Source organism: Streptomyces sp. NPDC055749, from assembly GCF_053617235.1.
This window is the reverse complement of sequence record NZ_JBSHFH010000044.1, coordinates 18,895-35,146: the sequence shown is the minus strand read 5'-3', so window position 1 is coordinate 35,146 and position 16,252 is coordinate 18,895. Positions and strand designations below refer to the sequence as shown.

Here is a 16,252-nt window from a genome sequence, read left to right as displayed (position 1 = left end):
GGCGGGCCGCGCATCCCGTCCCACGCCCACCCCCTCCGTAACCCTGGGCAGCCGCCCGCCCCGGCCTTATGGTGCCGCTATGTGCGGAATCGTGGGTTATGTCGGAGGACAGTCGGCGCAGGACGTCGTGGTCGCCGGTCTCAAGCGTCTTGAGTACCGGGGGTACGACTCGGCGGGGTTCGCCGTTCTCGCGGACGGTGGGATCGCCGCCGCGAAGAAGGCCGGGAAGCTGATCAATCTGGAGAAGGAGCTGGTGGAGCGGCCGTTGCCGGCCGGGAACGTCGGGATCGGGCATACCCGGTGGGCCACGCACGGTGGGCCGACCGACGTCAACGCCCATCCGCACCTGGACAACGCGGGGCGCGTCGCCGTGGTGCACAACGGGATCATCGAGAACTTCGCCGCGCTGCGCGACGAGCTCGCCGGGCGCGGTCATGACCTGGCGTCCGAGACGGATACCGAGGTCGTCGCCCATCTACTGGCCGAGGCGTTCTCGGCCGACACCGATCTGGCGGAGGCCATGCGGCAGGTGTGCCGGCGGCTCGAAGGGGCCTTCACCCTCGTCGCCCTGCACACCGACCAGCCGGACACGGTGGTCGGCGCCCGGCGGAACTCGCCGCTGGTGGTGGGGATCGGGGACGGGGAAGCGTTCCTGGCCTCGGACGTCGCCGCTTTCATCGCCCACACCCGGTCCGCGATCGAGCTCGGCCAGGACCAGGTCGTGGAGCTGACCAGGGAAGGCGTGACCGTCACCGACTTCGAGGGACGGCCCGCCGAGACCCGCGCCTACCACGTGGACTGGGACGCCTCCGCGGCCGAGAAGGGCGGCTACGACTACTTCATGCTCAAGGAGATCGCCGAGCAGCCGAAGGCCGTCGCGGACACGCTGCTCGGGCGGATCGGCGGGGAGGGCGGCGCGCTGCGGCTCGACGAGGTGCGCATCGCGCCCAGTGCGCTCCGGGAGATCGACAAGGTCGTCGTCATCGCCTGCGGGACCGCGTACCACGCCGGAATGATCGCGAAGTACGCCATCGAGCACTGGACCAGACTGCCCTGCGAGACGGAGCTCGCCAGCGAGTTCCGCTATCGCGACCCGATCCTGGACCAGCGGACGCTCGTCATCGCGATCTCGCAGTCGGGCGAGACCATGGACACCCTGATGGCGCTGCGGCACGCCCGTGAGCAGGGGGCGAAGGTGCTCGCCATCTGCAATACGAACGGGTCGACGATCCCGAGGGAGTCCGACGCCGTTCTCTATACGCATGCGGGGCCGGAGGTCGCCGTCGCCTCCACCAAGGCGTTCCTGACGCAGCTCGTCGCCTGCTACCTCGTCGCCCTGTACATCGGGCAGGTGCGCGGGACGAAGTGGGCGGACGAGATCCGGACAGTCGTGCGGCAGCTCTCCGAGATGGCCGGGGCGGTCGAGCGGGTGCTGGAGACGATGGAGCCCGTGCGCGAACTGGCACGGTCGCTCGCCGACAAGGACACCGTCCTGTTCCTGGGGCGGCACGTCGGTTATCCGGTGGCCCTGGAGGGCGCGCTGAAGCTCAAGGAACTCGCGTACATGCATGCCGAGGGGTTCGCGGCCGGTGAGCTCAAGCACGGGCCGATCGCGCTGATCGAGGACGACCTGCCGGTCGTGGTGGTCGTCCCGTCGCCGCGCGGGCGCTCGGTGCTGCACGAGAAGATGGTGTCGAACATCCAGGAGATCAGGGCCCGCGGGGCCCGCACGATCGTGATCGCCGAGGAGGGCGACGAGTCGGTCGTCCCGTACGCCGACCATCTGATCCGGATCCCCGCTACGCCTACGCTGCTTCAGCCACTGGTCGCCACCGTGCCGTTGCAGGTCTTCGCCTGCGAACTGGCGACGGCCCGCGGCAACGAGGTGGACCAGCCGCGCAATCTGGCGAAGTCAGTGACCGTCGAGTGACAGTCGAATGAGTGAGTGAGTACGTGATCATTGGGGTCGGGATCGATGTGGCCGAGATCGAACGTTTCGGTGCGGCGCTGGAGCGAACGCCCCAGATGGCCGGGCGGCTCTTCCTGGAACGGGAGTTGATGCTGCCGAGCGGGGAACGGCGCGGCATCGCCTCGCTCGCCGCCCGGTTCGCCGCCAAGGAGGCCGTCGCCAAGGCGCTCGGCGCGCCGGGCGGCCTGCACTGGGCGGACGCCGAGGTGTACGTGGAGGAGAGCGGGCAGCCCCGGCTGCGGGTGCGCGGCACAGTCGCCGCGCGCGCCGCCGAGCTCGGCGTGCGGCACTGGCACGTGTCGCTCAGCCACGACGCGGGGGTGGCGTCGGCCGTGGTGATCGCGGAGGGTTGACCGTATGCGAACCGCTTACAGCGTGGAGACCGTACGGGCCGCCGAAGCGGCACTCATGGCGCGGCTGCCGGAGGGCGCCCTGATGCAGCGGGCCGCCGCCGGCCTCGCGGTGGCCTGCGGTGATCTGCTGCGGCGCAACGGCCGGGTGTACGGAGCAAGGGTCCTCCTGCTCGTCGGCAGCGGCGACAACGGTGGCGACACGCTGTACGCGGGCGCCCGGCTGGCGAGGCGGGGCGCGGGGGTACGGGCGCTGCTGACCACGCCCGACAAGGTCCACGCGGGCGGGTTCGCCGCGCTGGAGGCGGCCGGCGGGCGGGTGCTGGACAGCGCGGTCGGGCTCGGGGCCGTCGATCTCGTGGTGGACGGCATCACCGGGATCGGGGGGCGCGGCGGACTGCGCCCCGAGGCGGCGGCGCTGGTGGCGGCCGTCACGGGGCACGGGGCGCCCGTCCTCGCCGTGGACCTGCCGAGCGGGGTGGAGGCGGACACCGGGGAGGTTCACGGCGCCGCCGTACGCGCCGACGCGACGGTCACCTTCGGCACGTACAAACCGGGGCTGCTCATCGACCCGGCCGCCGAACGGGCGGGCGCGCTGCGGCTCGTCGACATCGGCCTGGGCCCCGACCTGCCCGAGCCGCCGGACCTGGAGGCCCTGCAGTACGCGGACGTGGCGGCGCTGCTGCCGCTGCCGGGCGCCGAGAGCGACAAGTACCGGCGCGGGGTCGTGGGCGTGGCCGCCGGGTCCGAGCGGTACCCGGGGGCCGCGGTGCTCGCGGTCGCGGGTGCGCTGCGGGGCGGGGCCGGAGCCGTGCGGTACGTGGGTCCCGGCGCCGACGCGGTGATCGCCCGTTTCCCGGAGACGCTCGTGCACGCGGGGCCGCCGTCCAAGGCCGGGCGGGTGCAGGCGTGGGTCGTCGGGCCGGGGCTCGGGGACGGTTCCCGGGCAGCCGCGGCGGTCGCCGATGTGCTGGCAGCCGAGGTGCCGGTGCTGGTCGACGCGGACGGGCTGCGGCTGCTGGACGCCGAAGCCGTACGCTCGCGCTCCGCGCCCACCGTGCTGACCCCGCACGCCGGGGAGGCCGCGGCCCTGCTCGGCGTGGCGCGCGAGGAGGTCGAGGCGGGGCGGCTCGCCGCCGTACGGGAGCTGGCCGCCCGTTACCGCGCCACGGTCCTGCTCAAGGGCTCGACGACCCTGGTCGCCGAGGCCCGCGACACGCCCGTACGGGTCAACCCGACCGGCACGTCCTGGCTGGCCACCGCGGGCAGCGGCGATGTGCTCTCCGGGCTGACCGGCTCGCTGCTGGCCGCGGGTCTCGCCCCGCGCGACGCCGCGTCCGTCGGCGCCTATCTGCACGGTCTCGCGGCCCGCCGCGGATCGGCCGGCGCGCCGGTCGCCGCACAGGACGTCGCGGACGCGATCCCGGCGGCCTGGCGCGATGTGCGGGACGCGTGATGCCGGTCCAGGGTGGGGTGGTGGAGAGGAGGCGGACCGGTGGGTAGGAGTTCCGTACGCGTACGACGGGTGTACGACCCGGTCGAGGACGGGGACGGGGTGCGGGTTCTCGTCGACCGGCTCTGGCCGCGCGGGGTGGCCAAGGCGAAGGCCGCGATCGACAGGTGGGCGAAGGACGTCACTCCGTCGAACGAACTGCGCTCCTGGTACCACCAGGACCCCGGATCGCGGTACGACGAGTTCGTCGACCGCTACCGCACCGAGCTGACGGACCCGGCCCACAGCGCGGCCGTCGGCGAACTGCTCGCGCTGATCCGCGAAGGCGGCCCGGTGACGCTGGTGACTTCCGTGAAGGAGGTCCCCCGCAGCCATGTCCCGGTGCTCGTGGATCATCTGGAGCACGAACTCGCGCGCCACTGACCTGTCCCGGAGCCCAGGTCACACGGCTCACGCGGCTCACGCGACACGCTCTGTCGTACGCCTCTGAGACACTGGGCGCGATGAACGAGACAGCGACCCTGAGAGCCCGCGCGGAGATCGACCTCGGCGCGCTGCGCGCCAATGTGCGTGCCCTGCGTGCGCGCGCGGCCGGTGCGCAGCTCATGGCCGTCGTGAAATCCGACGCGTACGGGCACGGGGCGGTGCCCTGCGCCAGGGCCGCGCTCGAAGCGGGCGCGACCTGGCTGGGCACCGCGACGCCGCAGGAGGCGCTCGCCCTGCGCGCTGCCGGGCTCGGCGGCCGGGTGATGTGCTGGCTGTGGACGCCCGGCGGCCCGTGGCGCGAGGCGATCGAGGCCGGCATCGATGTGTCGGTGAGCGGTATGTGGGCCATGCGCGAGGTCGTCGAAGCGGCCACAGCGGCGGGCGCCGTCGCCCGCGTCCAGCTCAAGGCCGACACGGGCCTCGGGCGCAACGGCTGCCAGCCCGCCGACTGGCCGGAGCTGGTCTCTGCGGCCCGCGCGGCGGAGGAGAGCGGCACCGTCGAGGTCACCGGCCTGTGGTCGCACTTCGCGTGCGCCGACGAGCCGGGCCACCCGTCGATCGCGTCCCAGCTGGACGTGTTCCGGGACATGGTGGACTACGCGGAGAAGGCGGGCGTCCGGCCGGAGGTGCGGCACATCGCGAACTCCCCGGCGACCCTCACGGTCCCGGAGTCCCACTTCGATCTCGTACGGACCGGGATCGCCATGTACGGCATCTCGCCCAGCCCCGAGCTGGGCACGCCGGCCGATTTCGGGCTGCGCCCGGTGATGACGCTCGCCGCGTCGGTCGCCCTGGTCAAGCAGGTGCCCGCGGGCCACGGCGTCAGTTACGGCCACCACTACACGACGCCCGCGGAGACGACCCTCGGCCTGGTCCCCGTCGGGTACGCGGACGGGATTCCGCGCCACGCCTCGGGCCGGGGACCGGTGCTGGTGGGCGGCAGGCGCCGCACGGTCGCGGGGCGGGTCGCGATGGACCAGTTCGTGGTCGACCTCGAAGGCGACGAGCCGGAGCCGGGCGCGGAAGCGGTGCTGTTCGGGCCGGGGGACCAGGGGGAGCCGAGCGCCGAGGACTGGGCGGTCGCGGCGGACACCATCGCGTACGAGATCGTCACCCGCATCGGCGCACGCGTGCCACGCGTCTATGTGAACGAGCGGCCCTAGGGCCGCTCGTTCGGACCAGTCCGGCTCCGTACGGGGCCCGGGTGACGGCGGAATCCGACCGACGAGGACGAGGAGCGCGGCACGGTGAGCGAGAGCAGCGCGGGGGACGTGGCGGCGACGGCCGCCGCGGCGGTCGGCTGGCGCCGGGCGGGCATCGCGGGTGCGGCGATAGGAGTGATCGCGGCGGGCGCGGCCGCCGGTGTCGCGGTCGAGCGGATGACCGTGGGCCGTGGCATGCGGAAGAAGGCCCGGCTGGCGCTGGACGCCGCGGGGCCCTACGGCGCCCTGCGGGGTGTGGCGGGCAAGGCGGTCGCCGACGACGGCACCGCGCTGCACTACGAGGTCGACGAGGTCGAGTCCGACGGTGGTACGGGCTCAGCGGCGGCCACCGGCGGGGCGGCGGGCCCCGGTTCGCGCCGGCGCAGGCTCTTCGGCCGCAAGGCGCCCGCGCCGGTGACCGTCGTCTTCAGCCACGGCTACTGCCTGAGCCAGGACTCCTGGCACTTCCAGCGGGCGGCGCTGAGCGGTCTGGTGCGTACGGTCCACTGGGACCAGCGCAGCCACGGCCGGTCCGAGCGCGGCAGGGCACAGGCCGATGGCGTGCCCGTGTCCGTGGACCAGCTCGGCCGTGACCTGAAGGCGGTCATCGACGCGGCGGCGCCCGAGGGACCGCTCGTGCTGATCGGGCATTCGATGGGCGGCATGACGATGATGGCGCTCGCCGACCAGTACCCGGCGCTGATCCGGGACCGGGTGTCAGCCGTCGCGTTCGTCGGCACCTCCAGCGGGAAGCTCGGCGAGGTCAGCTTCGGGCTGCCGGTGGCGGGTGTGAACGCGGTGCGGCGGGTGCTGCCGGGGGTCCTGAAGGCGCTCGGCTCGCAGACGGAGCTGGTGGAGCGGGGGCGGCGGGCGACCGCCGACCTCTTCGCGAGCCTCATCAAGCGGTACTCGTTCGGTTCGCGGGATGTGGACCCGGCGGTCGCACGGTTCGCCGAGCGGCTGATCGAGGCCACCCCGATCGATGTGGTGGCCGAGTTCTATCCGGCCTTCACCGAGCACGACAAGAGCGGGGCGCTGCCCGCGTTCCGCGATGTCCCGGTGCTGATCCTGGCCGGCGACAAGGACCTGGTGACGCCCAGTTCGCACAGCGAGGCCATCGCGGACGTCCTGCCGGACGCGGAGCTGGTGATCGTGCCGGACGCCGGGCATCTGGTGATGCTGGAGTACCCCGAGGCGGTGAACGGCCGCATCGCGGACCTGCTGGTACGGATCGGGGCCGTGCCGACGACGGCCCCGACCCCTTAACGTTGACCAGCATGGAAGCAGTGCAGAAAAGCCCGGTGGCCGAGACCTCCGCACCGGGCACCGTCACCCTGGGGATGGCCGTCGAGTCACCCGAACAGATGCGGGACCTCGGCCGCCGGATCGCCGGAGTGCTGGCCCCCGGTGACCTGGTGATGCTGACCGGGGAGCTGGGCGCGGGCAAGACGACGCTGACCCGGGGCCTCGGTGAGGGGCTCGGGGTGCGGGGCGCAGTCACCTCGCCCACCTTCGTGATCGCCCGCGTGCACCCGTCGCTGACCGGCGGTCCCGCGCTGGTCCACGTCGACGCGTACCGCCTGGGCGGCGGGCTCGACGAGATGGAGGACCTGGACCTCGATGTGTCGCTGCCGGATTCGGTGGTGGTCGTGGAGTGGGGCGAGGGCAAGGTCGAGGAGCTGTCGGACGACCGCTTGCACGTGCTCATCCACCGCGCGGTCGGCGACACGGACGACGAGCGGCGCACGGTGACGCTGGTGGGCGTCGGGCCGCGCTGGGCCGGACTGCGGACGGATCTGGGCGAGTAACGGCATTCCCGGGCAAGACTTTCCGACAGGCCGTCGGTAAATTGTTGCGCGCGGGACCGTGGGCGTGTTCACATGGAGAGAAGACTTGGTTAGGTCTACCTAACCACGCCTTCCACCGGAGCCCCAGGAGGCATCCATGCCGACGCCCGAGCGTGAAGCGCAGCCGCAGTCGCCGCAGGCGCGGCCGTCGTCGGCGGTGTCCATGAAGGATCTGCTGGCCTCCTGCGCCGCCGCTTCGGCGGTCTCCACGCCACCGCGTGAGCGTGACGAGCAGGAGGGCGACGGCGAGGAGGGGACGGACCGCGAGGAGCGGCCGGGGCCGCCCGCCCGGCGCGACGCGGCCTGACGCGACGTCCGCGGGTTACGGCACCTACGGGACGACGACGACCTTGACGCCGACCGTCGCGAACGTCCACATCGCGTCGCCGTCCGCCCGCTTCATCCGTACGCCACCGGTCTTCGACGTCGGGTCCGGGCTCGCCATCGTGCCGTCCTGGGCCGCGCTGAACCCGATGGCCACGTCGTCGACGTTCGTGAAGCGCACGACGTGCTCGATCATCACGCCGTCCGAGCCCTTGACGCTGCCGGTACGCGAACCCACCTGGTAGGCACCGGGCGGCGGGCTGACCGGGCTCGGCATGACGCGGAACGTCCGGCCCGCGTTCCCCTTGCCGTCCACCAGCCACACCCGCCGGTCCTTCAGCGCGTACACGACGCGCAGCCCGGTGCCGGAGTGCCCGGGCACCGCGAGCGGCGACTTCGGAGGCTTCGGCTTCTGTGTGGGCTGGGCCGAAGCGCTGCCGGAGGGCGTGGAGCTGGGGGCCGCCACCGAATCGGGTGCGTTCGCCGATGCCTGGTAGGCGAGGAAGCTGACCGCGACGACGGCCGCCGCAGTGAGCCCGGCCACGATTCCCGAGCTGCCCCTTGCCACCTGAGCTCCCCTTTCGCCTGTCATCCGGCGCATGTCGTACAAGCGTTTATGTCGTACACACGTATACCGGGTGACGGTAGCAGCCGGGGCGGGGCGTACCGGGACGACGTACGGGCGCGGTGACCCCGTCGGCGGAGCCGTAGGCTGTTTGTGTGCTCCTGCTCGCCGTTGATACCGCCACCCCCGCCGTCACCGTCGCCCTGCACGACGGCTCCGCCGTCGTCGCCGCGACGAGCCAGGTCGATGCCCGGAGGCACGGCGAACTGCTGCTGCCCGCCGTCGACCGCGTCCTCGCCGAGGCCGGGGTGAAGCTCGACGCCGTGACCGACGTGGTCGTGGGCGTCGGCCCCGGCCCGTACACCGGCCTGCGCGTCGGTCTCGTGACGGCCGCCGCCTTCGGCTCCGCGCTCTCCGTCCCCGTGTACGGCCTGTGCACCCTGGACGGCCTCGCGTACGCCGCCGGGCTCGCCGGTCTCCAGGGGCCGTTCGCCGTCGCCACGGACGCCCGCCGCAAGGAGGTCTACTGGGCGCGGTACGAGGATTCTCTTACTCGCACGGGTGACCCCGCCGTGGACCGTCCCGCCGATATCGCCGGACAGCTCGCGGGGCTGCCCGTCGTCGGGGCGGGCGCTGTGCTCTACCCGGAGGCGTTCCCGGACGCCCGCGCGCCCGAACACGTGTCGGCGGGCGCGCTGGCCGCCCTCGCCGCCGAACGCCTCGCCGCCGGGCAGGAGCTGCTCCCGCCGCAGCCGCTCTATCTGCGCAGGCCCGACGCCCAGGTGCCGAAGAACTACAAGGTGGTCACCCCGAAGTGACCGACGCGACCCATGGGGCAGGTGCGGCGACCGTGACCGCCGTGCTGCGCGAGATGCGTTGGTGGGACATCGATCCGGTGCTGGAGCTCGAACACGAGCTGTTCCCGGAGGACGCCTGGTCGGCCGGGATGTTCTGGTCGGAGCTGGCCCACGCCCGCGGCCCCCGGGCCACCCGCCGCTATGTCGTCGCCGAGGAACCGGCCACCGGCCGGATCGTCGGTTACGCGGGACTCGCCGCCGCCGGAGACCTCGCCGACGTCCAGACCATCGGCGTCGCCCGCGACCACTGGGGCGGCGGCCTCGGCTCCGAACTCCTCACCGACCTCCTCAAGCACGCCACGGCCTTCGAGTGCACCGCCGTGCTCCTTGAGGTCCGGGTCGACAACACCCGTGCGCAGAAGCTGTACGAACGTTTCGGCTTCGAGCCGATCGGCTTCCGGCGCGGCTACTACCAGCCCGGCAACATCGACGCGCTCGTCATGCGCCTCCACGTACAAGAGCCCGGACAAGAGACTGAGACTGACTGATGGCTGACGAACCGCTCGTACTGGGCATCGAGACCTCCTGCGACGAGACCGGGGTCGGCATCGTGCGCGGCACGACGCTGCTCGCGGACGCCGTCGCCTCCAGCGTCGACACACACGCCCGGTTCGGTGGTGTCGTCCCGGAGATCGCCTCCCGCGCCCATCTGGAAGCGATGGTCCCGACCATCGAACGCGCCCTGAAGGACGCCGGGATCAGCGCGCGCGACCTCGACGGCATCGCGGTCACGGCAGGACCCGGACTCGCGGGCGCGCTGCTCGTCGGGGTCTCGGCCGCCAAGGCGTACGCGTACGCGCTCGGCAAGCCGCTCTACGGGGTCAACCACCTCGCCTCGCACATCTGCGTCGACCAGCTGGAGCACGGCCCGCTCCCCGAGCCGACCATGGCGCTGCTGGTCAGCGGCGGGCACTCCTCGCTGCTGCTCGCGCCGGACATCACCAATGACGTACGGCCGCTCGGCGCGACCATCGACGACGCGGCGGGCGAGGCGTTCGACAAGATCGCCCGGGTGCTGAACCTCGGATTCCCCGGCGGCCCGGTCATCGACCGGCTGGCGAAGGAGGGCGACCCGAAGGCCATCGCGTTCCCGCGCGGTCTGAGCGGTTCGCGCGATCCCGCGTACGACTTCTCCTTCTCCGGGCTCAAGACGTCCGTGGCGCGCTGGATCGAGGCGAAGCGGGCGTCCGGCGAGGAGGTGCCGGTACGGGACGTGGCGGCGTCCTTCCAGGAGGCCGTCGTGGACGTGCTCACCCGCAAGGCGGTGCGGGCCTGCAAGGACGAGGGCGTCGACCATCTGATGATCGGCGGCGGAGTCGCGGCCAACTCGCGGCTGCGGGCCCTGGCCGAGGAGCGGTGCTCGCGGGCCGGTATCCGGCTGCGGGTGCCCAGGCCCGGACTCTGCACGGACAACGGGGCGATGGTCGCCGCACTCGGCGCGGAGATGGTGGCCCGCAACCGGCCGGCCTCGGACCTGGAACTGTCGGCCGACTCCTCGCTGCCGGTGACGGAGACCCACGTACCGGGCGCCCATGCCCACGACCACGACCATGTGCACGAGATCAGCAAGGACAACCTGTACGGATGACTGTCGCGCTGATGTGGGAGGCACGGGCCACCGAGGGCCGGGGCGCCGAGCTGCTGGAGTGGGCGCGGGCCCGGTCGGCGGAACTGGCCCGCGAGCCCGTACGCCGCGAGCTGCTGCGCGCGCCCCAGGACCGGGTGCTCGTCATCACCTGGTGGGAGGCGGCGTACGGTGACGAGCTGCCCGAACTCCCAGAGCCGGACGCGGAACTGATCGCGCGGCCGGTGCACCGCTGGCGCTTCGAGTCCGTCGGCTGAAAACTTTCGGCTGAAAACTTCCGGTAAGAATTTCTGCCGGGGGTGTCGATCCGGGGCGTGCCCGTTCGACGTACGAGTGTGAGGCGGGGAAACAGCCCGCCCCGACCCGAGGGAGTCACCGTGCCGCGCTACCTGACGATGGTCCGTATCGACGAGAACAACGCCCCGGCCGAGGGTCCGAGCGAAGGGCTCATGCAGCGCATGGGCGCGCTGATCGAGGAGATGACCAAGGCGGGTGTCCTGCTGGACACGGCCGGGCTCGCCCCGACCTCGCAGGGCACCAGGGTCACCTGGTCCAACGGCGAGTTCACCGTCACCGACGGGCCGTTCACCGAGACGAAGGAAGTCATCGGCGGCTACGCGATCATCCAGGCCAAGGACAAGGCCGAGATCCTGGAGTGGACCAAGCGTTTCCTCGCGGTCCACGAGACGTACTGGACCGTCACCTCCGAGATCCGCGAGATCGCCGAAGGCTGACAAACATCGGGGTGGGGCGGCAGGTCCTTGCCGCCCCCGCCCCCGGCTGCTCTGATGGGTGGCCGTGACAGAAGCACGCAGTGCCGTCGAAGCCGTGTACAGGATCGAATCGGCGCGGATCATCGCCGCTACCGCCCGCATCGTGCGGGACGTGGGCATCGCCGAGGAGATCGCCCAGGACGCCCTGCTCGCCGCGCTGGAGCAGTGGCCGGAATCCGGGGTCCCCGAGCGGCCGGGCGCCTGGCTGACGGCCACCGCGAAGCACCGGGCGATCGACCTCGTACGCCGCAAGGAGACCTACCGGCGCAAGCTCGCGGAGGTCGGCAGGACCCTGGAGGACGTGCCGCCGCCGGAACCAGCCGATCCGGACCACATCGACGACGATCTGCTGCGGCTGATCTTCACCTCCTGCCATCCGGTGCTCTCCACCGAGGCCCGGATCGCCCTCACCCTGCGCCTCCTGGGCGGGCTCACCACCGAGGAGATCGCCCGCGCGTTCCTGGCTCCCGAACCGACCGTCGCCCAGCGCATCGTCCGGGCGAAGCGGACCCTGGGCCGGGCGGGCGTCCCCTTCGAGGTGCCGTACGGCCCCGACCGCGCCGACCGCCTCGGCTCGGTGCTCGAAGTCATCTACCTGATCTTCAACGAGGGGTACGCGGCGACCGCGGGCGATGATCTGCTGCGCCCGGCCCTCTGCCAGGACGCGCTGCGTCTGGCCCGGGTGCTGGCCGGCCTGATGGAGAAGGAGCCCGAGGTCCACGGGCTCGTCGCGCTGCTGGAACTCCAGGCGTCGCGCGCCCCCGCGCGGACCGGGCCCGACGGTGCGCCGGTGCTGCTCGCCGACCAGAACCGCACCCGCTGGGACCAGTTGCTGATCCGGCGCGGCTTCGCCGCCCTGGCGAGGGCGAACGCGGCGGGCGGGGCGACGGGACCGTACGCCCTCCAAGCCGCGATCGCCGCCTGTCACGCGCACGCGGTGACGTACGGGGACACGGACTGGACCACGATCGCCACGCTGTACGGCCACCTCGGCGCGCTCACTCCGTCCCCCGTGGTGGAGCTGAACCGGGCGGTCGCTGTGTCGATGGCCGAGGGACCGGCGGCGGGTCTCGCCCTGGTGGACGCGCTGGCGGCGGGTCCGGAACTGAAGGCGTATCACCTGCTGCCGAGCGTGCGGGGCGATCTGCTGGAGCGGCTGGGGCGGGGGGACGAGGCGCGTGCGGAGTTCGTACGGGCGGCGGAGCTGACCCGTAACGAGCAGGAGAGGACGCTGCTGCTGGCGCGCGCCGACCGGGTGTCGCGATGAGTTCCGGGGGCGTGGCGGGTCTACCTTCCGAAGGCATCGTGCCGTGCTTCGGCATTTCGGCGAGGAGAAGACCATGCAGAAGATCACGACGTTCTTGTGGTTCGACAGCCAGGCGGAGGAGGCGGCTGAGTTCTACGTCTCCGTCTTCGGCGGTGACTCGCGGATTCTGGACGTCACGCACTACGGGTCGGGGGCCCCGGGCGGGACGGTCTCGGTCATGACAGTGAGCTTCCGGCTCGCGGACCAGGAGTACGTCGCCCTCAACGGCGGCCCGCAGTTCCCCTTCACGGAGGCCATCTCGCTCTCCGTGGACTGCGAGGACCAGGCCGAGGTGGACCGGCTGTGGGACGTGTTCACCGCAGAGGGCGAGGAGGGTCAGTGCGGGTGGCTCAAGGACAAGTACGGCCTGTCCTGGCAGATCGTCCCGAAGGCTCTGCCCGAGCTGCTGACCGACCCGGACCCGGCGAAGGCGGAGCGGGCCATGAAGGCGATGCTCGGCATGCGGAAGCTGGACATCCAGGCGCTCCGGGACGCGTGAGCGGCCCGCGCCTGCACGGCACCCGGCCGAGGCCCCCGTGGATGTCCGAGAGAACTCGGTAGTGTCTGGGGCATGTCACGCCGTTCGCCGCTGCCCCCGCCCCCGCCGCCCGTGGAGCTGCGCTCCTGGCCCGACCGGCAGGCGATGCTCACCGACCGGGCCGTGGTCCTCGGCGAGTTGGTTGCGGCGCACCTGGGACACGCGCGGCTCGGCATGCTGTGGCTGTGGGGGATGCTGGCGGCGCTCGCCTGGTCGTCCGTGGGGACGGCGATCATCTCGTTCGAACAGCCCGACGACGTGTTCGCCGCGATGCTGGGCGTGGTCTTCTTCGTCTTCGGCGTCGCTCTGCTGGTGCCGTCGGTCGCGTTCGTCGCCGTCGGGCTCGCCAGGGACCGGCAGGTCCGCCGACTGCTCGTCCAGTGGGGCGCGCTGGACCGCGACCCGGTGGGCGATCAGCGCCTGCGGATTCCGGGTGTCAGCCTCATCTGGATGCTGACCTCCTTCGTGCTGTGCGCCGTCGGCCTGTACGCGTGTGTGGTCGTTCCGGCGGGCGCGGAGGCCGGCGAGGAGACGTACGGCGAGGTGGCCCTGCTCATGGGCCTCGGCCTCATCGCCTGGCTGACGGGCCTGATCGGCGTCGTCAAGGCGTTCGCGCACCGCCGTTGGGTGCTCCGGGTCCTCGTCGGTACTCCGGTCGAACCGTTGGTCAGGGTCGCTTCAGGGGCTGACCGACCAGCATCGTAGGCACGTCCGCCACCCGGGTCAGGAACACCGTCGCCGCGTTCGGGCCCTGGAGTTTCATCTTGCGGCGCAGTTCCTCCGGTTCGACCGCGGAGCCGCGCTTCTTGACGGTCAGGACGCCGACCTTCCGCTCCCGCAGCAGGGCCTTGAGCTTCTTCATGTTGAAGGGGAGCGTGTCGGTGATCTCGTACGCCGTCGTGTACGGGGAGTCGTACTGCTCGTCGCTCGTGACGTACGCGATCATCTCGTCGAACAGCCGTCCGCGGCACCGGTCCACGATGTCGGCGACCAGATGGGCGCGGATGACGGCGCCGTCGGGCTCGTACAGATAGCGGCCCACCGGTCCCACGGGCGGGGCGGGCAGCGGGGCCGGGGCCGTCAGGGTGGCGCCGGCCGGGAGGAGCGTGGCCCGGAAGGAGCCCGGGGTGAAGCCCTCGCCGAACCAGAGCACCGCCTCCTTCACATCGCCGCCGTCCGAGATCCACTCCGCCTCGGCCTGCGGACCGATCGCCTCGTGGGGGACGCCGGGGGCGATCTTCAGCGCGGCCCGGGGGGCCTTGAGCGCGGCCCCGGTCGCCCAGGACAGCGGGGGCGAGTACGCCTCCGGGTCGAAGATCCGGCCCCGTCCGCCGCGCCGGGCCGGGTCGACGAAGACCGCGTCGTACGGGGCGGTGTCGATCTCGGTGACATCGGCGCATCGCACCTCGATCAGTGCTTCCAGGCCGAGCGCCGCCGCATTGGCCCTGGCCACCTCGGCGGTCAGTGGATCGCGGTCCACGGCCAGGACCTGGATGCCCGCACGCGCCAGGGCGATCGCGTCGCCGCCGATCCCGGAGCAGAGATCGGCCACGCTCCGCACGCCGAGGCCGGCGAACCGCTGGGCGCGGTAGGTGGCGACCGAGGTGCGGGTCGCCTGCTCGACCCCGTTGGGGGTGAAGAACATCCGGTACGCGTCCTCGGCGCCGAACTTCGCCACCGCCCGCTGGCGCAGCCTGGCCTGCCCCAGGGCCGCCGACACGAGATCGGCGGGGTGGCTGCGGCGCAGACGGGTCGCGGTGGCCAGTTCCCGTGCGGGGTCGTGGTCGCGTAGCTCGGCAAGGAGCGCCGCGCCCTCGGGGGCGAGCAGGGCGTGGAAGCCGGCGAGCGGGTCGGGCACATCGGACGTCGGGAGAGCGTTCACCCGGCCCATTGTGAGCCAGCCGGGGGACCGGGCGGGCCGGGCGGCGGTGTCGGGCCGGGCGCCCGGCCGCGCACTGGCAGGATGCGGCGCCATGCAACTAGTACGACAAAAGGAAGAATCCGCCATGAAGCGGAACGGACCCGGCCTCCTCGCCCGTGGGCCGGTCTGCACCGTCCTGATCGCACTCCTTGCCGCCTCACTCGCCTCCGGGTGCGCCGCCGAAGGCACGGGCGGCGCCGAGAAGGCGGGTGGCGCGGGGCGCGGCGAACGCCCGGCGGCGCCCGCCGCCGGTCAGGAGGGGCCGCCCGCACTGAAGGCGCCGCCGGCCGGCGCGCTTTCCGTGTACGCCGAGAAGGTGAAGCGGAAGCAGGCCGCCCGGGTCGCCGTCGCGAAGAAGTGGCGGCTGGCGAAGGTCCCGCTGGTCCCGCCCGCCCCGCCGGCCGTCAAACCGCGCATCACCACCCGCAAGGGTTTCGAGGTCACCGGCGGGGACGCGCTGCCGCCCGTCTTCACCACCGTGCCGACCAAGGAACGGATCGTCTTCCTGACGATGGACGACGGGGCCGAGAAGGACCCCGAGCTGCTGCGGATGATGACGGAGCTCGACATCCCGTACAGCGCCTTCCTCAGCGACTACGTGATCAACGACGACTACGGCTACTTCAAGAAGATGCAGGCCCGCGGTGTCACCCTCAGCAACCACACGCTGAACCACCGCTATATGCCCGGCCTGTCGTACGCAGAGCAGAAGCGGGAGATCTGCGGCCAGCAGGACAGGATGGCGAAGCGGTTCGGGAAGCGGCCCACGCTCTTCCGGCCGCCGTACGGCAACTACAACCGCGACACCCTGCGCATCGCCAAGTCCTGCGGCATCAAGGCCGTGCCTCTGTGGTCGTCCGAGGCGTTCCCCGACCACATGGAGTGGCGCGAGTGGGACCGCGACCTGCACCCCGGCGACATCATCCTCACCCACTTCCGCGGGCGCGAGGACTGGAAGGGCTCCATGCCCGACATGATCCGGCGGGTCATGAAGACGGTCACGGACAAGGGTTACGCGGTCGCCAGACTGGAGGACTACGTGTGACACGGGAGGGCGGTCCGGCCGCCACGCCGGG

18 protein-coding genes and 1 pseudogene are annotated in these 16,252 nt (G+C 72.2%); 17 read left to right on the top strand and 2 right to left on the bottom strand.

Features of this window, described 5'->3' with window-relative positions:
• Positions 1-79: 79 nt before the first annotated feature.
• From glmS to ACWGO0_RS27595, 8 genes and pseudogenes are all read left to right on the top strand, one after another.
• Positions 80-1,930: a glutamine--fructose-6-phosphate transaminase (isomerizing) gene (glmS, locus tag ACWGO0_RS27630; RefSeq protein ID WP_453540591.1), complete on the top strand. Its 1,851-nt coding sequence runs from the start codon at positions 80-82 to the stop codon at positions 1,928-1,930.
• Between the two features lie 23 nt (positions 1,931-1,953).
• Positions 1,954-2,322 (top strand): holo-ACP synthase, encoded by a 369-nt coding sequence (locus tag ACWGO0_RS27625; RefSeq protein ID WP_453540694.1) that lies wholly within the window; start codon positions 1,954-1,956, stop codon positions 2,320-2,322.
• A gap of 4 nt (positions 2,323-2,326) precedes the next feature.
• The gene (locus tag ACWGO0_RS27620; protein ID WP_453540588.1) at positions 2,327-3,775 is read left to right on the top strand and encodes an NAD(P)H-hydrate dehydratase; all 1,449 of its coding nucleotides are present in this window, start codon (positions 2,327-2,329) and stop codon (positions 3,773-3,775) included.
• Between the two features lie 39 nt (positions 3,776-3,814).
• On the top strand, positions 3,815-4,195 hold the full coding sequence (locus ACWGO0_RS27615; RefSeq protein WP_453540585.1) for a DUF488 domain-containing protein: 381 nt from the start codon (positions 3,815-3,817) through the stop codon (positions 4,193-4,195).
• A gap of 80 nt (positions 4,196-4,275) precedes the next feature.
• Complete coding sequence (gene alr / locus ACWGO0_RS27610) at positions 4,276-5,421, top strand: alanine racemase (RefSeq protein WP_453540582.1); 1,146 nt, start codon at positions 4,276-4,278, stop codon at positions 5,419-5,421.
• An 84-nt stretch (positions 5,422-5,505) separates the two neighbouring features.
• Positions 5,506-6,763 (top strand): annotated as a pseudogene (locus ACWGO0_RS27605) (alpha/beta fold hydrolase); the annotation flags it as partial.
• A complete protein-coding gene (gene tsaE, locus ACWGO0_RS27600) occupies positions 6,738-7,268 on the top strand; it encodes a tRNA (adenosine(37)-N6)-threonylcarbamoyltransferase complex ATPase subunit type 1 TsaE (RefSeq protein ID WP_453540579.1) in 531 nt (176 codons plus the stop codon). The pseudogene ACWGO0_RS27605 and the gene tsaE, both read left to right, overlap by 26 nt.
• Before the next feature lie 136 nt (positions 7,269-7,404).
• On the top strand, positions 7,405-7,614 hold the full coding sequence (locus tag ACWGO0_RS27595; protein WP_453540576.1) for a hypothetical protein: 210 nt from the start codon (positions 7,405-7,407) through the stop codon (positions 7,612-7,614).
• A 24-nt stretch (positions 7,615-7,638) separates the two neighbouring features.
• Here the strand turns inward: ACWGO0_RS27595 and ACWGO0_RS27590 are convergent, their stop codons facing one another.
• Entirely contained in the window at positions 7,639-8,223 is a 585-nt protein-coding gene (locus ACWGO0_RS27590; RefSeq protein ID WP_453540691.1) for a hypothetical protein, read from the bottom strand.
• Positions 8,224-8,351: 128 nt separating this feature from the next.
• Here ACWGO0_RS27590 and tsaB point away from each other — a divergent pair, with 128 nt between their 5' ends.
• The 8 genes from tsaB (at position 8,352) to ACWGO0_RS27550 (ending at position 13,960) form a co-directional block, all read left to right on the top strand.
• Positions 8,352-9,014, top strand: a complete 663-nt coding sequence (gene tsaB, locus ACWGO0_RS27585; RefSeq protein WP_453540573.1) for a tRNA (adenosine(37)-N6)-threonylcarbamoyltransferase complex dimerization subunit type 1 TsaB — start codon at positions 8,352-8,354, stop codon at positions 9,012-9,014.
• Positions 9,015-9,067: 53 nt separating this feature from the next.
• On the top strand, positions 9,068-9,541 hold the full coding sequence (gene rimI / locus ACWGO0_RS27580) for a ribosomal protein S18-alanine N-acetyltransferase (RefSeq protein WP_453540688.1): 474 nt from the start codon (positions 9,068-9,070) through the stop codon (positions 9,539-9,541).
• Positions 9,541-10,641: a tRNA (adenosine(37)-N6)-threonylcarbamoyltransferase complex transferase subunit TsaD gene (tsaD, locus tag ACWGO0_RS27575; protein WP_453540570.1), complete on the top strand. Its 1,101-nt coding sequence runs from the start codon at positions 9,541-9,543 to the stop codon at positions 10,639-10,641. Before rimI ends, tsaD begins: the two co-directional genes overlap by 1 nt.
• Positions 10,638-10,895, top strand: a complete 258-nt coding sequence (locus ACWGO0_RS27570; RefSeq protein ID WP_453540567.1) for a hypothetical protein — start codon at positions 10,638-10,640, stop codon at positions 10,893-10,895. Before tsaD ends, ACWGO0_RS27570 begins: the two co-directional genes overlap by 4 nt.
• A 120-nt stretch (positions 10,896-11,015) precedes the next feature.
• Complete coding sequence (locus ACWGO0_RS27565) at positions 11,016-11,372, top strand: YciI family protein (RefSeq protein WP_453540564.1); 357 nt, start codon at positions 11,016-11,018, stop codon at positions 11,370-11,372.
• A gap of 64 nt (positions 11,373-11,436) precedes the next feature.
• Positions 11,437-12,678 carry an RNA polymerase sigma factor gene (locus tag ACWGO0_RS27560; protein WP_453540561.1) on the top strand — a complete coding sequence of 414 codons (1,242 nt, stop codon included), beginning with the start codon at positions 11,437-11,439 and terminating at the stop codon, positions 12,676-12,678.
• A gap of 73 nt (positions 12,679-12,751) precedes the next feature.
• Positions 12,752-13,216, top strand: a complete 465-nt coding sequence (locus ACWGO0_RS27555) for a VOC family protein (protein WP_453540558.1) — start codon at positions 12,752-12,754, stop codon at positions 13,214-13,216.
• A 72-nt stretch (positions 13,217-13,288) separates the two neighbouring features.
• Complete coding sequence (locus tag ACWGO0_RS27550) at positions 13,289-13,960, top strand: hypothetical protein (RefSeq protein ID WP_453540555.1); 672 nt, start codon at positions 13,289-13,291, stop codon at positions 13,958-13,960.
• Here the strand turns inward: ACWGO0_RS27550 and ACWGO0_RS27545 are convergent.
• The gene (locus ACWGO0_RS27545; RefSeq protein WP_453540685.1) at positions 13,923-15,146 is read right to left on the bottom strand and encodes a THUMP-like domain-containing protein; all 1,224 of its coding nucleotides are present in this window, start codon (positions 15,144-15,146) and stop codon (positions 13,923-13,925) included. The genes ACWGO0_RS27550 and ACWGO0_RS27545 overlap by 38 nt on opposite strands.
• 115 nt (positions 15,147-15,261) lie before the next feature.
• Between ACWGO0_RS27545 and ACWGO0_RS27540 the strand changes: the two genes are divergently transcribed.
• Positions 15,262-16,221 carry a polysaccharide deacetylase family protein gene (locus ACWGO0_RS27540; RefSeq protein WP_453540552.1) on the top strand — a complete coding sequence of 320 codons (960 nt, stop codon included), beginning with the start codon at positions 15,262-15,264 and terminating at the stop codon, positions 16,219-16,221.
• Positions 16,222-16,252: the final 31 nt, after the last annotated feature.